The organism is Hydrogenophaga sp. L310 (genome assembly GCF_055703065.1).
Genome location: NZ_JBVPZA010000001.1, coordinates 141369 through 160268, shown reverse-complemented (window position 1 = coordinate 160268; position 18900 = coordinate 141369). Strand labels below are relative to the sequence as shown.

At 62.2% G+C, this 18900-nt stretch carries 18 protein-coding genes; 6 read left to right on the top strand and 12 right to left on the bottom strand.

The genetic code is table 11. From position 1 onward, the window contains the following. On the top strand, positions 1-1242 hold the full coding sequence (locus AC0GNO_RS00815) for an NAD(P)/FAD-dependent oxidoreductase (RefSeq protein WP_472902591.1): 1242 nt from the start codon (positions 1-3) through the stop codon (positions 1240-1242). A gap of 152 nt (positions 1243-1394) precedes the next feature. On the opposite strand, the gene AC0GNO_RS00810 is transcribed toward AC0GNO_RS00815, so the two are convergent. From AC0GNO_RS00810 to AC0GNO_RS00770, 9 genes are all read right to left on the bottom strand, one after another. Next, on the bottom strand, positions 1395-1907 hold the full coding sequence (locus tag AC0GNO_RS00810; RefSeq protein WP_472902590.1) for a DUF1993 domain-containing protein: 513 nt from the start codon (positions 1905-1907) through the stop codon (positions 1395-1397). Positions 1908-1925: 18 nt separating this feature from the next. Continuing rightward, positions 1926-2756, bottom strand: coding sequence for an SDR family NAD(P)-dependent oxidoreductase (locus tag AC0GNO_RS00805; protein WP_472902589.1), 831 nt, complete (start codon positions 2754-2756; stop codon positions 1926-1928). Between the two features lie 32 nt (positions 2757-2788). Further along, positions 2789-3625: an enoyl-CoA hydratase/isomerase family protein gene (locus AC0GNO_RS00800; RefSeq protein WP_472902588.1), complete on the bottom strand. Its 837-nt coding sequence runs from the start codon at positions 3623-3625 to the stop codon at positions 2789-2791. Positions 3626-3632: 7 nt separating this feature from the next. Beyond that, positions 3633-4598: a VOC family protein gene (locus AC0GNO_RS00795; protein WP_472902587.1), complete on the bottom strand. Its 966-nt coding sequence runs from the start codon at positions 4596-4598 to the stop codon at positions 3633-3635. A gap of 50 nt (positions 4599-4648) precedes the next feature. Further along, on the bottom strand, positions 4649-7072 hold the full coding sequence (locus tag AC0GNO_RS00790; protein ID WP_472902586.1) for an efflux RND transporter permease subunit: 2424 nt from the start codon (positions 7070-7072) through the stop codon (positions 4649-4651). A gap of 40 nt (positions 7073-7112) precedes the next feature. Beyond that, complete coding sequence (locus AC0GNO_RS00785) at positions 7113-7982, bottom strand: WD40/YVTN/BNR-like repeat-containing protein (RefSeq protein WP_472902585.1); 870 nt, start codon at positions 7980-7982, stop codon at positions 7113-7115. Between the two features lie 270 nt (positions 7983-8252). Beyond that, positions 8253-9617 (bottom strand): DUF1329 domain-containing protein, encoded by a 1365-nt coding sequence (locus tag AC0GNO_RS00780; protein ID WP_472902584.1) that lies wholly within the window; start codon positions 9615-9617, stop codon positions 8253-8255. Between the two features lie 18 nt (positions 9618-9635). Continuing rightward, the gene (locus tag AC0GNO_RS00775) at positions 9636-11375 is read right to left on the bottom strand and encodes a DUF1302 domain-containing protein (protein WP_472902583.1); all 1740 of its coding nucleotides are present in this window, start codon (positions 11373-11375) and stop codon (positions 9636-9638) included. Positions 11376-11576: 201 nt separating this feature from the next. Continuing rightward, positions 11577-11900: a DUF937 domain-containing protein gene (locus tag AC0GNO_RS00770; protein WP_472902582.1), complete on the bottom strand. Its 324-nt coding sequence runs from the start codon at positions 11898-11900 to the stop codon at positions 11577-11579. A gap of 361 nt (positions 11901-12261) precedes the next feature. Here AC0GNO_RS00770 and mscL point away from each other — a divergent pair, with 361 nt between their 5' ends. The 3 genes from mscL (at position 12262) to AC0GNO_RS00755 (ending at position 13911) form a co-directional block, all read left to right on the top strand. Further along, positions 12262-12690 (top strand): large conductance mechanosensitive channel protein MscL, encoded by a 429-nt coding sequence (mscL, locus tag AC0GNO_RS00765; protein ID WP_472902581.1) that lies wholly within the window; start codon positions 12262-12264, stop codon positions 12688-12690. Positions 12691-13148: 458 nt separating this feature from the next. Beyond that, positions 13149-13451, top strand: a complete 303-nt coding sequence (locus AC0GNO_RS00760; RefSeq protein WP_472902580.1) for a hypothetical protein — start codon at positions 13149-13151, stop codon at positions 13449-13451. A 13-nt stretch (positions 13452-13464) separates the two neighbouring features. Continuing rightward, entirely contained in the window at positions 13465-13911 is a 447-nt protein-coding gene (locus AC0GNO_RS00755) for a hypothetical protein (protein WP_472902579.1), read from the top strand. 35 nt (positions 13912-13946) lie between these two features. On the opposite strand, the gene AC0GNO_RS00750 is transcribed toward AC0GNO_RS00755, so the two are convergent. Continuing rightward, on the bottom strand, positions 13947-14258 hold the full coding sequence (locus AC0GNO_RS00750; protein WP_472902578.1) for a hypothetical protein: 312 nt from the start codon (positions 14256-14258) through the stop codon (positions 13947-13949). Positions 14259-15006: 748 nt separating this feature from the next. On the opposite strand from AC0GNO_RS00750, the gene argP reads away from it, so the two are divergent. Beyond that, the gene (gene argP, locus AC0GNO_RS00745; protein WP_472902577.1) at positions 15007-16014 is read left to right on the top strand and encodes an HTH-type transcriptional regulator ArgP; all 1008 of its coding nucleotides are present in this window, start codon (positions 15007-15009) and stop codon (positions 16012-16014) included. On the opposite strand, the gene AC0GNO_RS00740 is transcribed toward argP, so the two are convergent. Next, positions 15916-17172, bottom strand: a complete 1257-nt coding sequence (locus AC0GNO_RS00740) for an SLC5/6 family protein (RefSeq protein ID WP_472902576.1) — start codon at positions 17170-17172, stop codon at positions 15916-15918. The two genes, argP and AC0GNO_RS00740, sit on opposite strands and share 99 nt — an antisense overlap. Positions 17173-17180: 8 nt before the next feature. Further along, on the bottom strand, positions 17181-18128 hold the full coding sequence (locus AC0GNO_RS00735) for a fatty acid desaturase family protein (RefSeq protein ID WP_472902575.1): 948 nt from the start codon (positions 18126-18128) through the stop codon (positions 17181-17183). A 271-nt stretch (positions 18129-18399) separates the two neighbouring features. On the opposite strand from AC0GNO_RS00735, the gene AC0GNO_RS00730 reads away from it, so the two are divergent. Continuing rightward, positions 18400-18813, top strand: coding sequence for an ACT domain-containing protein (locus AC0GNO_RS00730; protein ID WP_472902574.1), 414 nt, complete (start codon positions 18400-18402; stop codon positions 18811-18813). Positions 18814-18900: the final 87 nt, after the last annotated feature.

Below are 18900 nucleotides of genomic sequence, written 5' to 3'. Positions count from 1 at the left end.
ATGTCAAACAAACACATCGTCATCGTCGGCGCCGGCCAGGCCGGGTATCAGGTTGCGGCATCGCTGCGGCAAGAAGGGTTCGATGGCGCGATCACGCTCGTCGGCGACGAACCCGGCGTTCCTTACCAGCGACCGCCACTGTCCAAGGCCTACCTGCTGGGCAAGGTCGGCGTGGCCGCGCTGCGCTTTCGCCCACCCGAGTACTTTGACGAACACCGCATCACGCGGGTACAGGGCAGCGTCGCCACCATCGATCGGGAGCAGCGCGAGGTGCTGCTCGCCAGCGGCGAAAAGCTCGCCTACGAGCACCTCGTGCTGGCCACGGGCGCGCGCAACCGCGTGCCCAACGTCCCGGGCATGGCACTCGACGGCGTGTTCGGTTTACGCAGCCTGGCCGACGCGGACGGGTTGTCGCAGCGCCTGGGCAGCGCAAAGCGCGCGGTGGTCATCGGGGCGGGCTTCATCGGCCTGGAGTTCGCTGCCGTGGCGGCCGCGCGCGGCATCTCGGTGGATGTCCTGGAGCTGGGCACACGGCCCATGGCGCGGGCGGTCTCCACGGTCACCTCCAGGGTGTTCGACCAGGCCCATGCCAGTTGGGGCGTGCGGATTCACTACGGTCAAAGTCTGGCGGCCATCCTTGGTGCGGATGGTCATGTGACCGGCGTGCAATTGGCCAGCGGTGAAACACTGCCGGCCGACCTCGTGGTGTACGGCATCGGGGTGCTGCCCAACGCGGAACTGGCGAGCGAAGCCGGGCTGGCGGTCCACAACGGCATCGCGGTGGACGCACAGCTGCTCACCAGCGACCCGGCCGTCTCGGCCATTGGCGACGTGGTCAGCTTCCCCAGCCCTTGGGCACAGCAGCCCATCCGGCTCGAATCGGTTCAAAACGCCGTCGATCAGGCCAAGGCCGTGGCGGCCCGGCTCATGGGCAAGCCCACTGCCAGCTACGCCGCCCTGCCCTGGTTCTGGACCGACCAGGGCGAACTCAAACTGCAGATTGCCGGCCTATCCGATGGACACGATGACACCGTGGTGCTCGGGTCCGAGGCGCTGCGCCAGATCAGCGTGCTGTGTTTTCGCGCGGGCCGTCTGGTGGCGGTGGAATCCTGCAACCGGCCTGCCGACCACATGGCGGCACGCAAGCTGATCGCGCGCCACACGCCACTCAGCGCGGCCGAGGCTTTGGCGGAGGGCTTCGATCTCAAAGCCTTTGAAGCCGCGACGCGCGAGGCGGCCTGAAGACCCACCCCACCCCACACCCAGCGGGCAAAAAAGAACCCTGACAAACCGGCGGCTTGTCAGGGTGTTCAATCGCCCCGGGTTCAACGGGGCAAGGAAGCCGCCACCGGCCTTGGTTCCGGTGATGGCCACCTCGGAGACAAGGGTTCAGGTCAGGTCATCGGGCCCAGGTAGTCGGCTTTGCCCAGCTCCACACCGGCCTGGCGCAGCAGCGCATAGGCCGTCGTCACATGGAAGAAGAAGTTCGGCAACGACCACTGCTGCAGAAAGGTCTGACCGGTGAAGTGCAGCGGATCGCCTTGCCGCTGCGGCAGCACCACGGCCCGCTCGGCACTCCCGGCCAGCTGTTCGGGCGACACACCTTCAACAAAAGCAATGGCATCCCGCACACGAACGCGCAGCCCGTCGAAGCTGTCGTCGGTCCCTTGAGCGGCCGGCAGATCCAGGCCACCCAGCCGGGCAACGGCCAGCCGCGCCACCTCGCTGGCGATGGCCACCTGTTTGCCAAACGACAGCATGTCGGGCGACAGCTTCGAGCCCAGGAACACGCCGCTGTCAAAGCCCCTGGCCTTGGCGTGCCCCTCGGCTTTGTCCAGCCAGGTCAGCAGGTTGCGCAACATGCGGACATAGACCTCTGCACTGGCGGCGTACATGGAAAGAGACATGATCGAATGGAGTTTGGGTCAGAGTTTGTTGGACCCCATGCGGGCGAAGAATTCGCGCATGGGCACCATGGAAGGGGAATGGCTGGTGAAGCCGCCGTCCACCGGAATCACCGCGCCGGTGATGAACGAAGACTCGTCACTGGCCAGGAAGCTCACCACGTCGGCAATCTGCCGGGGCGAACCCAGCTGCGGCGTGAGGTGCTGGTCCAGCAGGATCTGTTTGATCTCTTCCGGAACGCCCTTCTGGGCGTGCTCGTTGAGCACAAAGCCGATCATGATGGCGTTGGACCGGATGCCCTGCTTGCCGTACTGCGCCGCCACCGAACGCGCCAGCGCCATCAGCGCCGCCTTGGAGGCGGCGTAGGCGGTCAGCGTCACGTCGCCCAGCAAGCCGAAGCCCGAGGTGGCAAAGATGATGGAGCCACCACCGGTGGTGAGCATGTGGGGGATGGTGTGTTTGCAGCACAGCATGGCGCCGCGCGCATTGACGTTCATGGCCTGGTCCCAGGCGGCGATGTCCACGTTGCAAATATCGCGGTCTCCGGCCCGCTGGGTGGGCGCCAACGCAGCGGCGTTGTTGTGCAACACATCGACACGGCCGAAGTGCTGGACCACGGCCGCCACCATCGCCATCACCTCGGCCTCGGAGGTCAGGTCGGTCTGGACGGCCAGGGCCTGGCCACCGGCCGCCTCGATCTCCGCGACCACGGACTGAGCCCCCGCCAGGTGGATGTCCACCACGGCGACCCGGGCGCCGTGCCCGGCCAGCGAGCGGGCACATTCAGCGCCGAGGCCGGCACCCGCGCCGGTGACGATGGCGACCTTGCCATCCAGTTTGCGTTCACTCATGGGGTCTCCAGACATTGATGGGCGTGACGACGTCATTCGCCGGTAAAACAGGGTGCACGCTTTTCGCGAAACGCCAGCGCGGCTTCTTTGACATCGTGCATCGGGACCAGCATGGCGAACAGGTCCAGCTCCAGGTCCAGGCCGCTCTGGAGATCCAGTTGCGTGGCGGCGCGCGCGGCCTGCTTCACGAACAGCGTGGCCGTGGGCGGCTTGACGGCAATGCGCTCGGCCAGTGCCGTGACCTCGTCGTCCAGCGCGTCCGCGCTGCCCGCCACCCGGGTGACCAGACCGATGGCCAGTGCCTGGGAGGCGTCCATGCGGTCACCGGTCAGCAACAGGTCCAGGGCACGGCCCGGCCCCACCACGGACCCGAGACGCTGCGTCCCGCCGCCGCCGGGGATCAACCCCAGACCGGTCTCGGGCAGGGCAAACACGGCATCGGGCGCGGCGAAGCGCACATCGCAGGCCAGGGCGAGCTCCATGCCCCCGCCCATGCAATACCCATGAATGGCCGCAATGACCGGCTTCTCGGTGCGGTCCAGCGCCTCGATCCAGCGCGACTTCTGCATGCGACGGCGCACCTGGACCGATGACTCGGCCGCCCGCCTCTCCTTGATGTCGGCCCCTGCACAAAACCCCCGCGCTCCCGCGCCGCGGATCACGATCACGCGCACCGACGGGTCTGCATCCAGCTCGGCCAGGGCCGCCGGGACACCGCGGCGGATGTCGTCGTTGATGGCATTGATCTGGTCCGGGCGGTTGAGCACGATCCAGCCAACGGCACCCCGACGCTCCACCTCGACGGCAGGACCAGAGGCTGTTGCTTGAACTCGCACTTTTGAGGCTGGTTTGTGAAGGGTGGTTTCCATGATCTGTTCAATACTCCTCGAACTCAAACAGCTGCCCGCGCACATCGGCCGGATCGACACGGATCAGCGACTTGCCGCCCACCGCCTCACATTCGTCGATCCAGGTGAAGCGGGTGCCACGGGCCTTCAGGTCGTCGGCCTTGGCCTGGAGACCGGTGACCGCGATGCGGATGTAGTAAGGGCCAGGGCCCCAGGCGTTCAGGTAAACGCCGGCGTCACCGTTCCAGCGGGTGGCTTCGATCACGTCCAGCGTGGCGCTGTGCGGCACGGTGAACCCCATGCGGGCACGGCGGTAGCCCTCTTTGCCGAGCGCCTCCACCGGACCGGTGGGCTCCCAGTCGAGGTTGCTCGACACGGTGCGCAGTGTTTCGTCGAGGTTGCGAACGATGAAGCCACGCGAGGTCACGCGCACCATGTCGCCCGGCTTGGAATCGCGCGGCTCGGGCGGCGGCACCTTGAAGGTGTCGGCCGGCATCTGCAGCGGCTCCAGCGGCATGACCTCGATGCACAGACCCCCATCCACCGAGGGGTGGTAGTGAGGGTCTTCGGGCGTGGCGCCGAGCCAGAGCCGGTCAAACGGCATGTCGGGCGTGCGCTGGGCCATGCGGAACCGCAGGCGCCGGCGCATGAGCTTCTCCACCAACTGGTCGAACTTGTCGCCCCGCGCAGCCAACACGATCGAGTGGGTCACCATGGGGCGGTGCGGACCCTGGTAGGCCTTGAGGCTCTCCAAGAAGTCGTGAAACATCGGGTCGCCCGGATTGGGTTGGTCCAGATGGCACTGCGGCTCGATGCGGGTGGGCGCCACGGCGAGCGACTTGTGCACCCGCAGGAAGTGGGCGATGTAGGGGTGCCCGTCAAACGCCTGGCGCCAGTTGGGGTGGCCGTGCACACCCAGTTTCTTCACCAGAATATCGGCCATGCCGTCCGGGTCGGACAGCATCATGTCGGCACTCATCAACAAATCAAACACAGGCGTTGCTCCAGAAGGTATTTTTGGGAAGGGTCAACAGGAAGAGCGCGTCACCCCGCAGGCAAGGGAGAGACCGGCTGCTTCGGGTTGAGCAGGAAATGGGACAGGGCGGGGATCAGCACCAGGGCGCCCACCATGTTCCAGAGGAACATGAAGGTGAGCAAGATGCCCATGTCAGCCTGGAACTTGATCGGGGAGAAGGCCCAGGTGATCACGCCGGCGGCCATGGTCAGGCCCACCAGCGCCACCACGCGCCCCGTGAAATCGAGCGACTTCCGGTACGCCTCGGCGAGCGTGGCGCCCCGGCGCTGCATGGCGATCTGAACGCTCAACAGGTACAGGGCATAGTCAACACCGACACCCACACCCACCGCGATCACCGGCAAGGTCGCCACCTTGAGACCGATGCCCATCCAGACCATCAACGCCTTGCAGATGATGGTGGTCATCACCAGAGGAATCATGGCCACGAGGGTGGCGCGCAGGCTGCGGAAGGTCAGCAGGCACAGCAGTGCCGTGGCACCGTACACCGCCAGGTACATCAGCAAGATGCCGTGCTCGACCTCGATGTTGGTGGCGGCTTCGATGCCCGCAGAGCCTGCGGCCAACAGGAAGCGCGGCCCGTCTTCGGGTTTGGCGCTGTTGTGTTCGGCAGCGAAGGCCTCGCTGATCTTGAGCACCCGGTTGAGCGTGTCGGCTTTGTGGTCGGCCAGGTAGGCGATCAAGGGCGACACGGCACACGAGGTGTTGGTGATGTCCGGGGTGGCGATCATGGCGGCGCCCACAGCCGCGTTGGTGATGCCCTGGTCACGGCTGATGGTGAGCCACTTGCCGCTGCCTTCGTTCAAGGCCGCGGTGATGAAGCGGGTGGATTCCGCCAGCGAACTGGTGGCCTGCACGCCTTCCGTCTGGCGCAGCGCCTGGGCCAGCTGGTCCATCAGCTGCAAGGTGCCGTACAGGCGGCAGCCATCGTCCGGGTTGGTCATGATGACCACGAACTGGTCGCTCGACAAACCGTAGTGGGCCGTGATGTAGGCGCTGTCGCGGTTGTAGCGCGAGTCCTGCCGCAACTCGGGTGCGCCCGGGTCCAGGTCACCGATGCGCAGGTCAAACATCACCACCGAACACACCAGCGTGATCACCGCAGCCAGCGCCACGGTGACCGTGGCCGCACGCCGTTCCGTCAGGCGGTCCAGCGCGTTCCAGGCACGGCCCAGCATGCCCCGCTTCTGCCCGGTGTCTTCGGCCAGGGCCCGACGCGCCGCCACCTCGCTAACGCCGATGTAGGACAAGGTCACCGGGATCAGCACCAGCTTGGTGAAGATCAGCACGGTGATGCCGATGCTGGTGGTCAGGGCCAGGTCGCGGATCACCGGGATGTCAATGATTACCAACACGGCGAACCCGACGATGTTGGTCAGCAGCGCCGTGAGGCCCGCCATGAACAGCCGCCTGAACGTGTAGCGCGCCGCAACGTATTTGTGCGTCCCTCGCCCCACGTCCTGCAGGATGCCGTTCATCTTCTGGGCACCGTGCGAGAGCCCGATGGCAAAGATCAGGAACGGCACCAGGATCGAATACGGGTCCAGTTCGTAGCCCAGCAGGCTCATCAGCCCCAGCAGCCACACCACCCCGGCCACCGCCACACTGACCAGCAGCAAGGTGCTTCGGATGCAGCGCGTGTAGAGGTAGACGAACAGCGCGGCAACCGCCACCGAGAGTCCGAAAAAGAGCATCACCTCATAGAGCCCCGCGATCAGATCGCCAACGATCTTCGCGAAGCCGACGATGTAGACGCCGGTGCTCTCGTCTTCAAACGAGCGGATCTGCGCCTCCAGGGCCCGCGAGAACTCGCCGTAGTTCAGCGGCTCACCCGTCTGTGGGTGCCGGTCCAGCAGCGGCGCGATGATCATCGTCGAACGCGAGTCGTTGGCCACCAGGCTGCCCACGATGCCGGAACGCCCCACGTTCTCCTTGAGCTTGCCAATCGATTCCGGCGTGCCGCTGTAGTCGGGCGGCATGACAGGACCACCCACGACGCCCTCTTCCGTCACCTGCCGCCACCGCACGATGGGCATCCAGAGCGACTTCATCCAGGAACGGTCTACCCCCGGAATCAGGTAGAGGGTGTCATTGATCTTGCGCAGCTTCTCCAGATGGGCTTCGTCGTACACATCACCGCTCTTGTTCTCGACGACGATGCGAACCGTGTTGCCCAGCCCTGGCAACTCCTTGCGATAGGCAAAGTAGTTTTGAATGTAGGGGCTGGATGACGGGATCATCCGCTCGAAGCTGGCGTTGACCTCCAGCTTCAAGGCGAAGAAGCCCAGCACCACAGTAGCGATCAGGCACAGCAGCAGAACCGGCAACCGGTTGTTGAACACCAGCTGTTCCAGGCGGCTGCCCGACTTTCGATCAAAGAGGGCCGGGTCGCTGACGACCGGCATGGCGGGTTGTTGGGAATGAGCAGACATCAGAACTTTCGAGGGCATGGACCAAACAGATCGGCCACCTTCACTTGGCTTGCGCAGAGACAGCGACCACACCCACACCGTTCAAGCGGGCGAGCGCCAGCCGATGGGAGGTGGTCATGGCCGCGCCATACACCTCGGCACCCGGCGCCTGGTCGTAGATCGAGGCACGCGACGCAGAAAAATCCACGGCCAGCACATCACCCTTCTGCGACACCAGGAGCACCGCATCGCCATGAGCGACCGCGCCCACCAGGTTGGCGTCGACACCGGTCTCGATTTTTTGCCACGCCTGCCCAGCGTTGTCGCTCACAAAGGCATTGCCGCGAAGGCCATAGGCCACGAGCCTGGAGCCCAGTTGGTCGATGCCGAAAAAGCTGCCGTTGTAGGGGGTGACAATCCGTTCGAAACGCTGCCCCTCGGCGTTCAAACGCATCACCAGCCCCTGTTCACCCGCCACGAACACCGCGCCGTCGTTGCCCGTCAGCGCGTACAGGTGGTAGCGCTGTTCGTTCTCGGCCTGGCTCTGCCACGACCGCCAGGTCTTGCCACCGTCGGTGGTCTTCAAGATCAAGCCGAAGCCGCCCACGGCGAATCCCGTGAGGCCGTCGGCAGCGAAGCGGATGTCGAGCAACGGCGCAGGCCAGACGTCGGCGGTGGCCGATTGCCCCATCGTTCGCTCGATTTCGGCCTCCAGCTGTTCAGAGCCTTTGGCCGATTCACGCAGCAGCTTCAACACGGTGCGGCCGTCCAACATGCGCTCCCATGTGGAGCCCCCATCCGAAGACCGCAAGGCCACCGCGTCGTGGCCCACCGCCCAGACCACGCTGGGGCCGGCGAACCGGACCGTGGCGAGATCGGTGGACACCGGGCTGGAGACCTGGCGCCACGATCCACCAGCATCGTCAGACAACAAAATCAAACCTCGCGGGCCCACCGCGACGGTGCGCCCGCCCTGACTGGCCACCCCACTGACCATGGTTCGCAGCGCCGTCGAAAGCTGCCTCGACGGTGTATCGATCAGATCGGCGGACCCAGCCCCTGGTGCAGCGATCACCCAGGTGGCCGTCACCAGCCCCAGCAGCGCGCCAACGCGCCAACCTGGCCGGAAAAATGCACCCATTGAAACGCGCAAGCTGGTCATGGTCCGAGGATCCGATCGATGTCTGCCATTGGCAATGGTTCAGCGCGCCGATTCGCGGGACACGATGGCTTCAGGGTTCATCTCGCGCTCGCTGCGCACCGTTGAAAGCACTTGCCACCCTCCGACCATCACGTCGTTGACATAGGCGTACATGCCCTTGTTAAAGTCGTACACCACGTTCTTCGCAGAAAAAGGAATCTGCTTGTCGTACATGGGTGACGTGGTTTGAAAAAGTGCGCGATACAACTGACCATTCTGGTCAAAGGCGTCGTAGCTCGCGGCGCCGCTCATGTCTTCATCAAAGTAGTAGGTGCGCTTGGAGTACGCATGGCGCTGGCCAGGCTTGAGCGTTGCTTCAACCACCCAGACCCGATGCTTTTCCCAGCGCTCGCACTCAGGGTTGACGTGTGTCGGCATCAAGGCTTTCTCGGCGGTCGGACAGTCGTACTGGTTCTTGTAGCTGTTGTACTGGATGTACATCTCCTTCTTGCCAACCAGCTTGAAATCGAAGCGATCCATGGTCCCGGAGAAAACGAACAGTTCGTCAAACAGCGTCACGCCGCCCATGCTGGCCACTGGGGTGTCGTATGAAAACTCGGGAGAGAGTTTCACGCGGCGCAGCCCCGGGGTGTAGCTCCAGGCCCTGCGAGGACGCGCCACCGGATCCAGGTAGTCAGCGAGCCCAGTCATCTCACCGGCACGACGGGCAGGTGACTTGCTGATGGAGTATGTCCGCCAGGCCATGTCGGGATCGCGATCCGCCTGTTCGGTCTGGTAGTACACGAAGTCCTGCACCGTCGCCTGCTCAGCCGTCATCACGGCCTTGCCGGAAGAATCGACCACCCAGGAGCGCGAAGCGGAGGTGTTGATCATCGCCTCACCCTGGTACCGAAGCATCTGGTTCCACATCACCTCATGTCCCGTTTTCGGAATCGGGAACGGCATCCCACCGCGGCACGCACGGTCAATGGCGAGGCCCTCTTTGGTGGTCTTGCAGGTGGTCGCATTGCGCACCGTGGCATCCAGGATCTTTTTGGGATATGCCACAGTCCTGTGCGTCGGATACACATTGAGGTAGTAAGAAGGGTTCTTGGACAATAAGTGCTTCTGCCCTTCGCTCAACAAGGCAGCGTGCTGAGCCATGTTCTTGCTGTCGATACGCAGCACCGGCTTTTCGTCCTTGAACGGATCAACCCAGAAGCCACTGTTCGGCTTGAAGCCAGCAGGTGCCTTGGTCAGGCCGCCGGTGTAGGCCGGGATGCTGCCGTCGGCGTTGCCCGCCTTGATGGCGCCGAATTCCGTCAGCGTGGTGCCCAGTTGCTTGGCTTCTTCGGCCGTCACCGCTGCAAAAGCCGGTACGGCGAGGCTGATGGCAGCCAGCGAAAGGATGTTTTGAAGTTTCATGATGGCGACTCCTGAGGATCAGAACGAGGTCTTGTAGGTGAAGAGCAGGCGACCACGGTCGGTCGCGCCCACGGCGCTGTTCAGAGCGTTGCCACCAATGGCGGCGGTACCGGCAGCGTTGTACTTGGTCGGGACGGCAGCGTCTGCATACGTCAAAGTGAAGTCATGTTTGCCAGCATAGGTGGCCAACAACCCCACGGACCAGGACATGCGCCCCTCAAAACCACCTCCACCGGTGGCTGCAGTGCCCTTCAGGCCGTAGTTGAGTGCCATCGGAATGGACAGATCTACCGAGGGCAGGATGCCCAGATACTGCGGAGTGAAGCGAAGCGCCATCTCCCAGTAGTCTTTGGTGGAACAGGTGTCGGTGATGTCACCCGGCTGGGCAGTGGCACCGCTTGTACCGAGCTTGACGCAACCGGCATAGCCCACACCGCGATACAGCTTTTCGTTGGCGGTGACCTTGTTCAACCGGCTATAGGCCAGTTCACCAATCAACGATCCGGTGTCCCACATCGCCGTCTTAGGCAACAGGTAGACACCGTTCACAACAGCGTGCATGGTGTCGCCCACTGCGCCGGTGCTGGTGGTGGTGTAGCTGGCTACCGAGTTCAAATGCGCATCTTTGCGCCAGGACAGCTCTGCTCCCACGCTGACAGGACCCACAGACTTCGACAAGCTCACGCCAATTGCCTTGGTGCTCTCTGGATAAACAAAGCGGAAGGTGCCCGGAAGGGTTGTTGCCGCCACGCCAGGAATGGCTTGGTAGAAGTTGCCGAGCTGAATGCCGGTTTCCGGGTTGTAGTCGTTGAACTTGCGGTAGTAAAAGCCCACGGTTGACTCAATGGCGTCCACATCCAGACGCGCCGAAAGACCCCAGTTGCCCGTATCCCCTGGCTCCTTGGCTGCAGTGTTCGTCATCGTCTTGCAGGACAGAGGACCCAAGGCCGGATTGCAAGGCGTCAAGGCAAACCGGTCCACACCCGGCGCGTTGTCGGCACCCATCAGGAACGTGCCTGCATAGGGCACGCGGGTGGGCTTCCACTCCAGTGCGTACTGACCGGCGAGTGACAGCTTATCCGTCACTTGCGCCTTGAATGTCAACTGGTTGATCGGAAGAAACACCTCTTTGGTTTCGATACCCGGGCTAGAAACCGCTTTGACGCCATCGACCGGCGATTGACCGTAGGAGATGGCATGCCCTCCGATCAGAAGACCCTCACCCCACACCACGGTATGGCGACCCAACTTGACGTTGACCGGGACCGCTCCCACGTTGAAGTTGGACCACAGGAATGCATCAAGAATCTCACCCGATGGGCCGTGCACAAAACGGCTGACTTCATCGGAATAGGTGTTGTTGTTGTATGAAGTGGCCGAGCCAGCGGGAGAGCTGACAGAACCATCGCGGTATGCATGGTCGTACCATGCGGCGGCGGCTACGCGCCCACCGAATTTCTCCTTGTAGGAGACATCCAACTCACCAAGCACATCCAGGCGGTTCGTCACCACGTCCCCACGCTTGAACTTCGCGTTTCCTTCGTCGGTGGTTGCGAAATTGAGCAGCCGAGGGTCCTGCTTCTCGGTACGCACGCCCAAGTTGTAACGCAATGTCGTATCGGCACGAACCTTGAAGTCAGGATTTCCCGTATCCAACTCCAAGGCATGTGAACCGCCGGACACCACCAGCGCCGCGGCCGCGGCGATCACATGCACAGCAACCCCGCAAGGCGCTGTTACTTTGTTTCTACTGCTCATTGGTTTGTCTCCGTTGATCGGGGGGGGGATTGCTTGGTTCTTGGCACAAGGATCTGTTGTCGCGCACCTTTGTGTACTTTGCGTGTCGGGCTAAGCATGCGCAAGTGCGTTTATTCTGTATGCCGATTCATATTCTGCATCTAGAATTTCAACCACCGCTCTCGGGTTTTCACCTATGTGAACAAAAATAAAAATACTGTCCTATTTAAGCAGGGTGTTGTCAGCCACTGCACGACTCACATCCTTGGAGCCAAAAATCTGGCCCAATACTTCGTTCCCTTGACTTGGGTCTGTGGGTTGTGCCCCGAGGACTTGATCGAGTAGACCTCCGCCTCCGAGCTGTCCCAGCAACCCACCCAATCCGTCAAGACCGGACGGCTGGGCCTGGGCCTGCCTTTTCATTCCGCCCAAGATCGCAGGCAACAATGCATCCGCACCAGCAGCAGCCTGATCTTCACTCAGGCCCAGGTCGCGCGCGACCGATTGCAAGCCGCCCGCTTGGGCAAGGATATCGGTGAGGTTCATGGTTTTCTCCGTGTTCAGATGAGCTGATTCATCATCACGTTAACCGCTCTTGGCGGCAAGCTTTTGGCAACACGACCTCAGAAAGCCTCACGAGGGCAACTGGACCGAACTGCCATTTGCATTAAATGGTCAACCCAACTCGCAGGCAAGTGCCATGCGCTGTCCGTACTCCGAAGTGGATCAGTCGCCCCATCACGTACTGCGTCCATTTTTGCGAGACAGTCAGCGCCTTAGACCGGGGATGTCGGTTCTCGAAAAATACCCACCATCCTGTCTTGCGCGTGTGAGAATTGTTCACGCCTACAAGCTGCATGGTAAGCTGAGGCGGTCAGTTTTTTCACCATTCGATAAGGGGAGCGCCATGAGCATGATGCAAGAATTCAGGGAGTTTGCAGTCAAGGGCAACGTCATTGATCTGGCTGTGGGCGTGATCATTGGAGGAGCCTTCGGCAAGATCGTTACTTCGATGGTGGACGACATCATCATGCCCATCGTGGGCTCCATCTTCGGCAACCTGGACTTCACCAGCTTGTACGTGGCACTGGGCAAGGTACCCGAGGGCACCGCTCCTACGTTGGCCGCACTCAGGACTGCTGGCGTGCCGACGCTGGCCTACGGTAACTTCATCACGGTGGCCATCAACTTCATCATCCTGGCATTCATCATTTTCCTGATGATCAAGCAGGTCAATCGGCTCAAGCGCGAGACCCCGGTTGCACCACCCGCTCCGGTGGCCACCCCTGAAGATGTGGTGTTGCTGCGCGAGATCCGCGACAGCCTCAAGAAGTGATGTCTCGGGCCTCCAATTGGCGCCACTCGTCTTGACAAACCTTGTCTGGGGATTCGGGCATTTGCTTCTCTCCCAGCTGATAAAAAGGGTGCGACTGGTGACGGAGGTATTGCCGCCGTTCGAGGTGCTACGTACCCGACGACCGGTAATTTCACTTGAGACGATCTAAGCCCTTGAGCGCGACCGTCTGCAACCAGCCTTGACCTGCCCTTGAAGTCGGTGGTCCAAAATGCCTGCTCCTGGCCGGAAGAGTGAGTTCCCCGCAGCGCCCGGGAGCTGCCGCTCGCGGGAATGTGCCGGCGGCTGACAACGCGCGGGCCATCACTGGATTGAGATGATCCGGCGTCTCCATGGTCGGTGCCGAGTTAGTCTCAGATATCCTCTGGTCAGCCGTGAGACAGGGAGGGACGGGATCGACCTCGAAGCTCAAGTCTCGGCGGAAAATTGAATCACGTCTGATGTACATCACTGACCTCACACATTTGCTCGACGAGTCTGGCGCAATCGGCCCCGTCAAGGGGCCCGCCCGCGCTATGGCGCAGTTTCTTGTTGGCGTGGTTACCCATGCGTCTGACGCCACGGGAGTCCCGTTGGCCGCTCCGACCTGCTTCAAGTGCAAGAAGATTGCGGTCGAGGCAGCTCGCGCCCATGACGACGCCATCGTATGGACCTGCCCTGCCTGCCTCACGGAAGGACGGATTTCGAACTGGAAGGACAGCCTATGGGATTTACGCGACCGCCCGCAGGCCCGCAGCAGCTAGTCAGAGAAGACCCATGGGCTTGTCGTCAAAGTTGTTCCTGATCTCCGCCGACGACACTGTGCACGCACTGTCCAACGCGGCCTTCATGCGAATGTTGCGCCAGGAATCCGTCGCCCGCATTCCCGAATTCGCCGGGCAGCGCGTTCGCCAGGCCAGCATGGTCGTTGCCGTGGTGAATGGTGCGCCAACGCGGATAGTCCGCTGCACTTTCGCCATTCTTGACATCAATGAGGATGGTGTGCTCGATGTCGAGCGCTGGAACGCCCAGCAATTTGCCCGTGTGGGTGACCCGTGCGCCCCTGAGCGACCGGATCGCGGGAGCATGCCTCAAGTCATCAATGCCGCCAGTCGCTTCATCGCTCGCGGCGGATCCTGGGAGCCGGATCAAACATTGCTGCATCGCATAGAAGAGGCTGCGCTGCTGAAACGGGTCTGCCCCCGGGTGCAAGTGGTGCGTTGAACGCCAGCGACACATTTGACTTGCCTCGGTCGGTGTCAGGCTCCCTGCCCCGTCGCGAGCTTCAAGACCATACCGATCACCATCAGCGCGATGGCTATGCGACCCCAGCTCCAGGTGGTGAACCAATAGCGGTGGTTGACCCACACCGCGCGATGGATTCGCTCTGATGCGACCAGGAGAGCAATCGCAACGACCACGGGGCCGACGATTCCGACGGGTGCATCGATCTGGCGCAGTAGAAGCACCCAGAACAGCGGCCAAGCCGCGGCATCAATGGCCGCGAGCCACCGCCGACCGATCCAATACGGCGCATTGGCCCGGGGTTCACGCGCAACGAGCAGCCACATACCCACCCCCTTTCACCTTGCACTTCAAATCTGCGATGCACTGGCAAACTGCCCTCTTGACCCGCAGCGTTCGCCAATAAGGCCAAGACAACTGGTCGACTTTTCAGAGTGCCACATCGAACCCTGCTGTTGAATTCGCATGGCAACCAGCTGTAAAAGATGTGCCATCCTTCGCTGGCACCCAGACCGGTGCTTCGCTTCAAGCAACCTCATGGGTCTTCCCCCCAAAGGTCACTGCCTCAATTTCCGAGGGAGCCGGATTGGGCATCGTGCCCTCGGCCATCGGGTCTTCACAGGGTGTCCTCCCTGCCCCGCATTCGTCGGTCGCCGTGCGAATCCCAATGCGCTGCGACAAGGTGCGGACGCATGGCATCGTGGAATAAATGGAAGGGGCCCACCAGAGTGAAACGGCGGTGGGAAGGCGACCGTTTATGCCGCGAAAGGCCCTTGCGTCTGCGCCGGCAGCGCTACGGTTCGCACCATGGCGATCGGCGACATGGGGTGGGTTGGCCCACTGGGAATCTGGCTGAGGAAACCTTCTCGGCAGTGCGCCACTTTTCAACGGAATTTCCGTTTGTTCGATGTGTGAACCATTCGCCATACCTCGGCCGACTCGAAGTGAATGAAAAGACTGGTAACCATTGAGATGCGCACGATACACGCCAGGTATGGACAGGGTTTCTCTGCACCCCACTAATTGGGCAAGGTCGGACAACAGCCGCCGCAGGCCCAACGGGAGGAGCCACACATGCTGGATCGTGATCAGTTGGAAACGTTTGCCACGGTGGTTGAGCAGCAAAGTTTTGACCGTGCGGCCACCGTGCTGAGCATCACGCGCGGGGCCGTCTCACAGCGCATCAAAGCATTGGAGGAGTCGCTGTCCACCATCCTGGTCAAGCGCGAAAGGCCCGTGGCGGCCACGCACGCAGGCGAGGTGTTGCTGCGCCATGTGAAGGCATTGCGCATTCTTGAAGGTTCTGCACTTCAAGAGTTGACGCCCATTGCCAAGCCACACGCGCCGGTGTCGCTGGCCATTGCGGTGAATGCCGATTCCCTGGCCACCTGGTTCCCCGAAGTCCTCAGGGAGCTGTTGCTGGGCCAGTTGGTTGCCCTGGAGGTGGTCACCGATGACCAAGATCACACATCTGCCTTGTTGGCTCGTGGCGATGTCATCGGGTGCATCTCAACGTCGGCCAAGCCAGCCGATGGGTTTATTGCTGAATGCCTGGGCGCCATGGAATACCGCTGCTACGCAACGCCCGATTTCGCGCATTCGCACTTTCCGAGCGGGCTCACGGTGCCCGCCGTGCTCTCAGCCCCTGCCGTGCTGTTCAACCGCAAGGACTCGTTGCACGACGATTTCCTGAAGGTGCATTTCGGTTTCGCCGTCGAGCGGTACGCCAGGCACTACCTGCCTTCGCCCGTCGCCTTGCTGGAGGGCGTCGCGATGGGTGCTGGCTACGGCCTGATACCCAGCTCGCAAGCAGCGCCCCTGGTCGAGGCTGGCCAGCTCGTGGACGTCTGCCCCAGCGAACGGGTGATGGTGGACCTTTTCTGGCACCACTGGGACCTGGAGCCGCCTCTGGCCAGTGACATCACCGCCCTCATCGTCAAAGTGGCCAGGCTCAGTCTGGACCCTTCTGCCGAGTTCAGCCCTTCATCGCCGACTGCCGGAGAACCGGCCAGACCATCCACCGGCGGCAAAACGAAACCACAAGGCCATGGCGGCGGACAAGAAGCACCCGAGCACCAGTGAGATCACATCGGTGTCTTCGCCATGACTCCCCAGCCAACCCACCAGGTACACGGCGACTGAGGCGACAAAACCCACAGCCATGATCCACCGCGCCTGCTGTGGCGGAATGACAATGCCCGTGACCATGGTGGCAAAACAAACGCCGATGCTGGCGATGTAGACCACGTTGACCGACACCATGGTGTCCACGATGCCTTGATTGCGCGAAGCCAGCATCGCGCTCGCACCCAGCGCGATCAATGCAAAAACAGGATGACTGGTGGCGCGCTTTCCGGAAGCGGCACAAGCCAACGCATCCGTCATGGCGCGCAAGATCGCAGCTCCAGCGCCCAGGGCAGCCAACGACAGGGCAATGAGCATCAGCTTGTCAGCAAGCTGCCCCAACGATCCAGCGACTTGGCCCAGCACCCATGGCACCACCTGTTTGGTGTTCGCCCAACCGACCAGCGCCCCGTTGTTCTGCATGGCAACCACCACGGCCGACGGCAAGAACCCGACGATAAACACCAGCAGCGCCGCCAAAAGACAACCTCTCACGGCACTGCCGGGGGTGCGTGCGGCCAAGACAAACTGCTGGTAGTCGGCACCGGTGCACACCAGGAGACCGATGGCCAACGAAATGGCCACCACCCGGGATGGACTGAAGGTGGACAGGTCTTCGGTGAAGGTGGGAATGGCCTGGAGGTAGAGCCCAACGCCATCAGCAACCAACAGTGCGTAGACCAGGACCGCAGCGCTCACGAGCAGGCAAGCGGCGAACACGGCCGATGCGAACCGCAGGTCCATGCGCGAGGCGCCGTAGATCAACAGCAAGATCGCCAGGTACCCGCGGGCCTCGTCAAGGCCGAGCAGGGCGAGCACCGCCACACCCCCCTGAATCTGAGCGGCCAGCACGCCCGACATCCAGATCAGTGACAGCAGTGCCACCACGCCCTGGAGCTGCGCCCCATAGGCGCGGCCGAACAGTGCCCAGACCGGTAGCCCGACGGCCCACAGTCGGCGTGCGAACAGGGCCAGCACCAGCATCCCGAATGCCGTCGCCACCCCATAGATGCTGCCTGCCATCCCATGGGTAAGCGCCAGTTCACCGGAACCGAACAGAAAACCGATGCCATAGCTCGCGGACACCAGCAGCGCTGCCACCTGCAGGCTGCCCAACGCCCTGGTCATCGAATCCGCCCCGGTCCCTGCCACGCCTGCGTGACCGGATCAGCGCCTGAAAAGTACGAGAAACAGACAGTCGCGCTGCCTTGAAACAGCTGCTGACGCTGCAGCAGTCGGTGCGCCTCGGGCAGCCGGTAGTACGGCACCGCTGGCAAGAGGTGGTGGGTGAGGTGGTAGCCGTTGTTGCGCGGGTGGATGAGCTTGCGCCAGAAGCCATGACTGACCATGTCGCGCGTGAAGGTGAACACACCTCCCGGCTGAAGGCCGAAGTGATCGCACATCTCGCGAAAGGTGGTGATGAGGTGAAAAACCGTCGCTCTGGCCAGCAACCACAGCACCAGGAACGCCAACGTGAAGCTGGCACCTGCCGTGGCCCACATCGAGGCCACCGCAACGACCCACCATCCAAGGATGTACAGCTGGCTGGCCGCCCGGACGTGTCTTGAAAACAGATGCCCGCCCACTGAAGACAGCCAAGCGTTCAGAGAGAAAACCTGATCCAGGTAGTTCAATCCCCAGGGACCGGGGGCCTTGCGAGAGGAAGTCAGGAAATCAGGGTCTCCACCCGCATCCCCAAGCACCATGTGGTGTTTGAAGTGGGTTTCGCGGTACAAGCTCAAGCTGGAGAACAGCAAGGGCGCGATGAACAGGCGGGCCACCAGATCGTTTCGCCGTCGATCCCGCCAGAGATTCCGGTGCCCCGCATCGTGGAGAATGTTGCCGAGCGCACGTTGACGGTTGGCGATCAGCACAAGGGCCAGCGGCGTGAGCAGTTCGCTCCACCACACGACCATCGCCACCGCGCCGAAGATGCTGAGCCAGTCGAAGGCAATGTCCAGCACGGCACGCCAAGGGGTCAGTCGGAACAGCTCACAGTGCGGGTCACCTTGGCGGCGCAACTCTGATCGAAGCTCGGCCATGTCCGCAAGGACATTCGAAGTCGTTGTCATGATGGACACTCCTTCCTCACAGCACATCGCTGCAGGCGGCCTTGCAGCGAATGGTGAAGTTCAACGAAGCTCAGGGTTCCGGGCCGCGTCAAACGGTAGCAGGAGATACCACCAGCGCACGCTGGTTTAGGAACTTTGAGCATCCGGCAAAACCGCTAAACATGCGGCCTCACCAGCCCCTGTTTCCGTTGTGGGACAGACCATCCGAGGCTGAGCGGCCCATAATCCAAAGCCCCTACACAGCACTGGCGCAAGATCAGGAGGACTTCGAATGAGTGGCGAACGCGATCACCTGCAGCTGAAAAAAATGATGGCCCCGCAGTTGCTGCCAGAGACGTATGTCTACTGCACGTTTCCGGACTTTCGGTTGCCAGACCGGCTGGCGCCCATCTGCACATTCAGGGAAGCAGAAGGCCTCACCGCCATCGTGGAACGCTCGCGAGCCGAACGCGCACAAGTCCCCTTCATCTTTGAGTCACAACTCATCACCTTGACGGTGCACTCCTCGCTGGACGCCATCGGCTTCTTGGCAACGATCTCGACCTGCCTGGCCCAGGCCGGCATTCCCTGCAATGCCATCGCCGCGTACCACCACGACCACCTGTTCATCCCGGTGGGTCGCGCCCAAGAAGCACTCGCTTTGCTGCAAGCGCTCAGCGCGGACTGCGTCCAAGCCGCCGTTTGAATTGGATTGCGCTGGGAAGTGGCGCCCGGCGGTTTAGCTGCAATGAACACGCCGCAGATTTGGGATTCATTGCCGAATTTCCTTTGA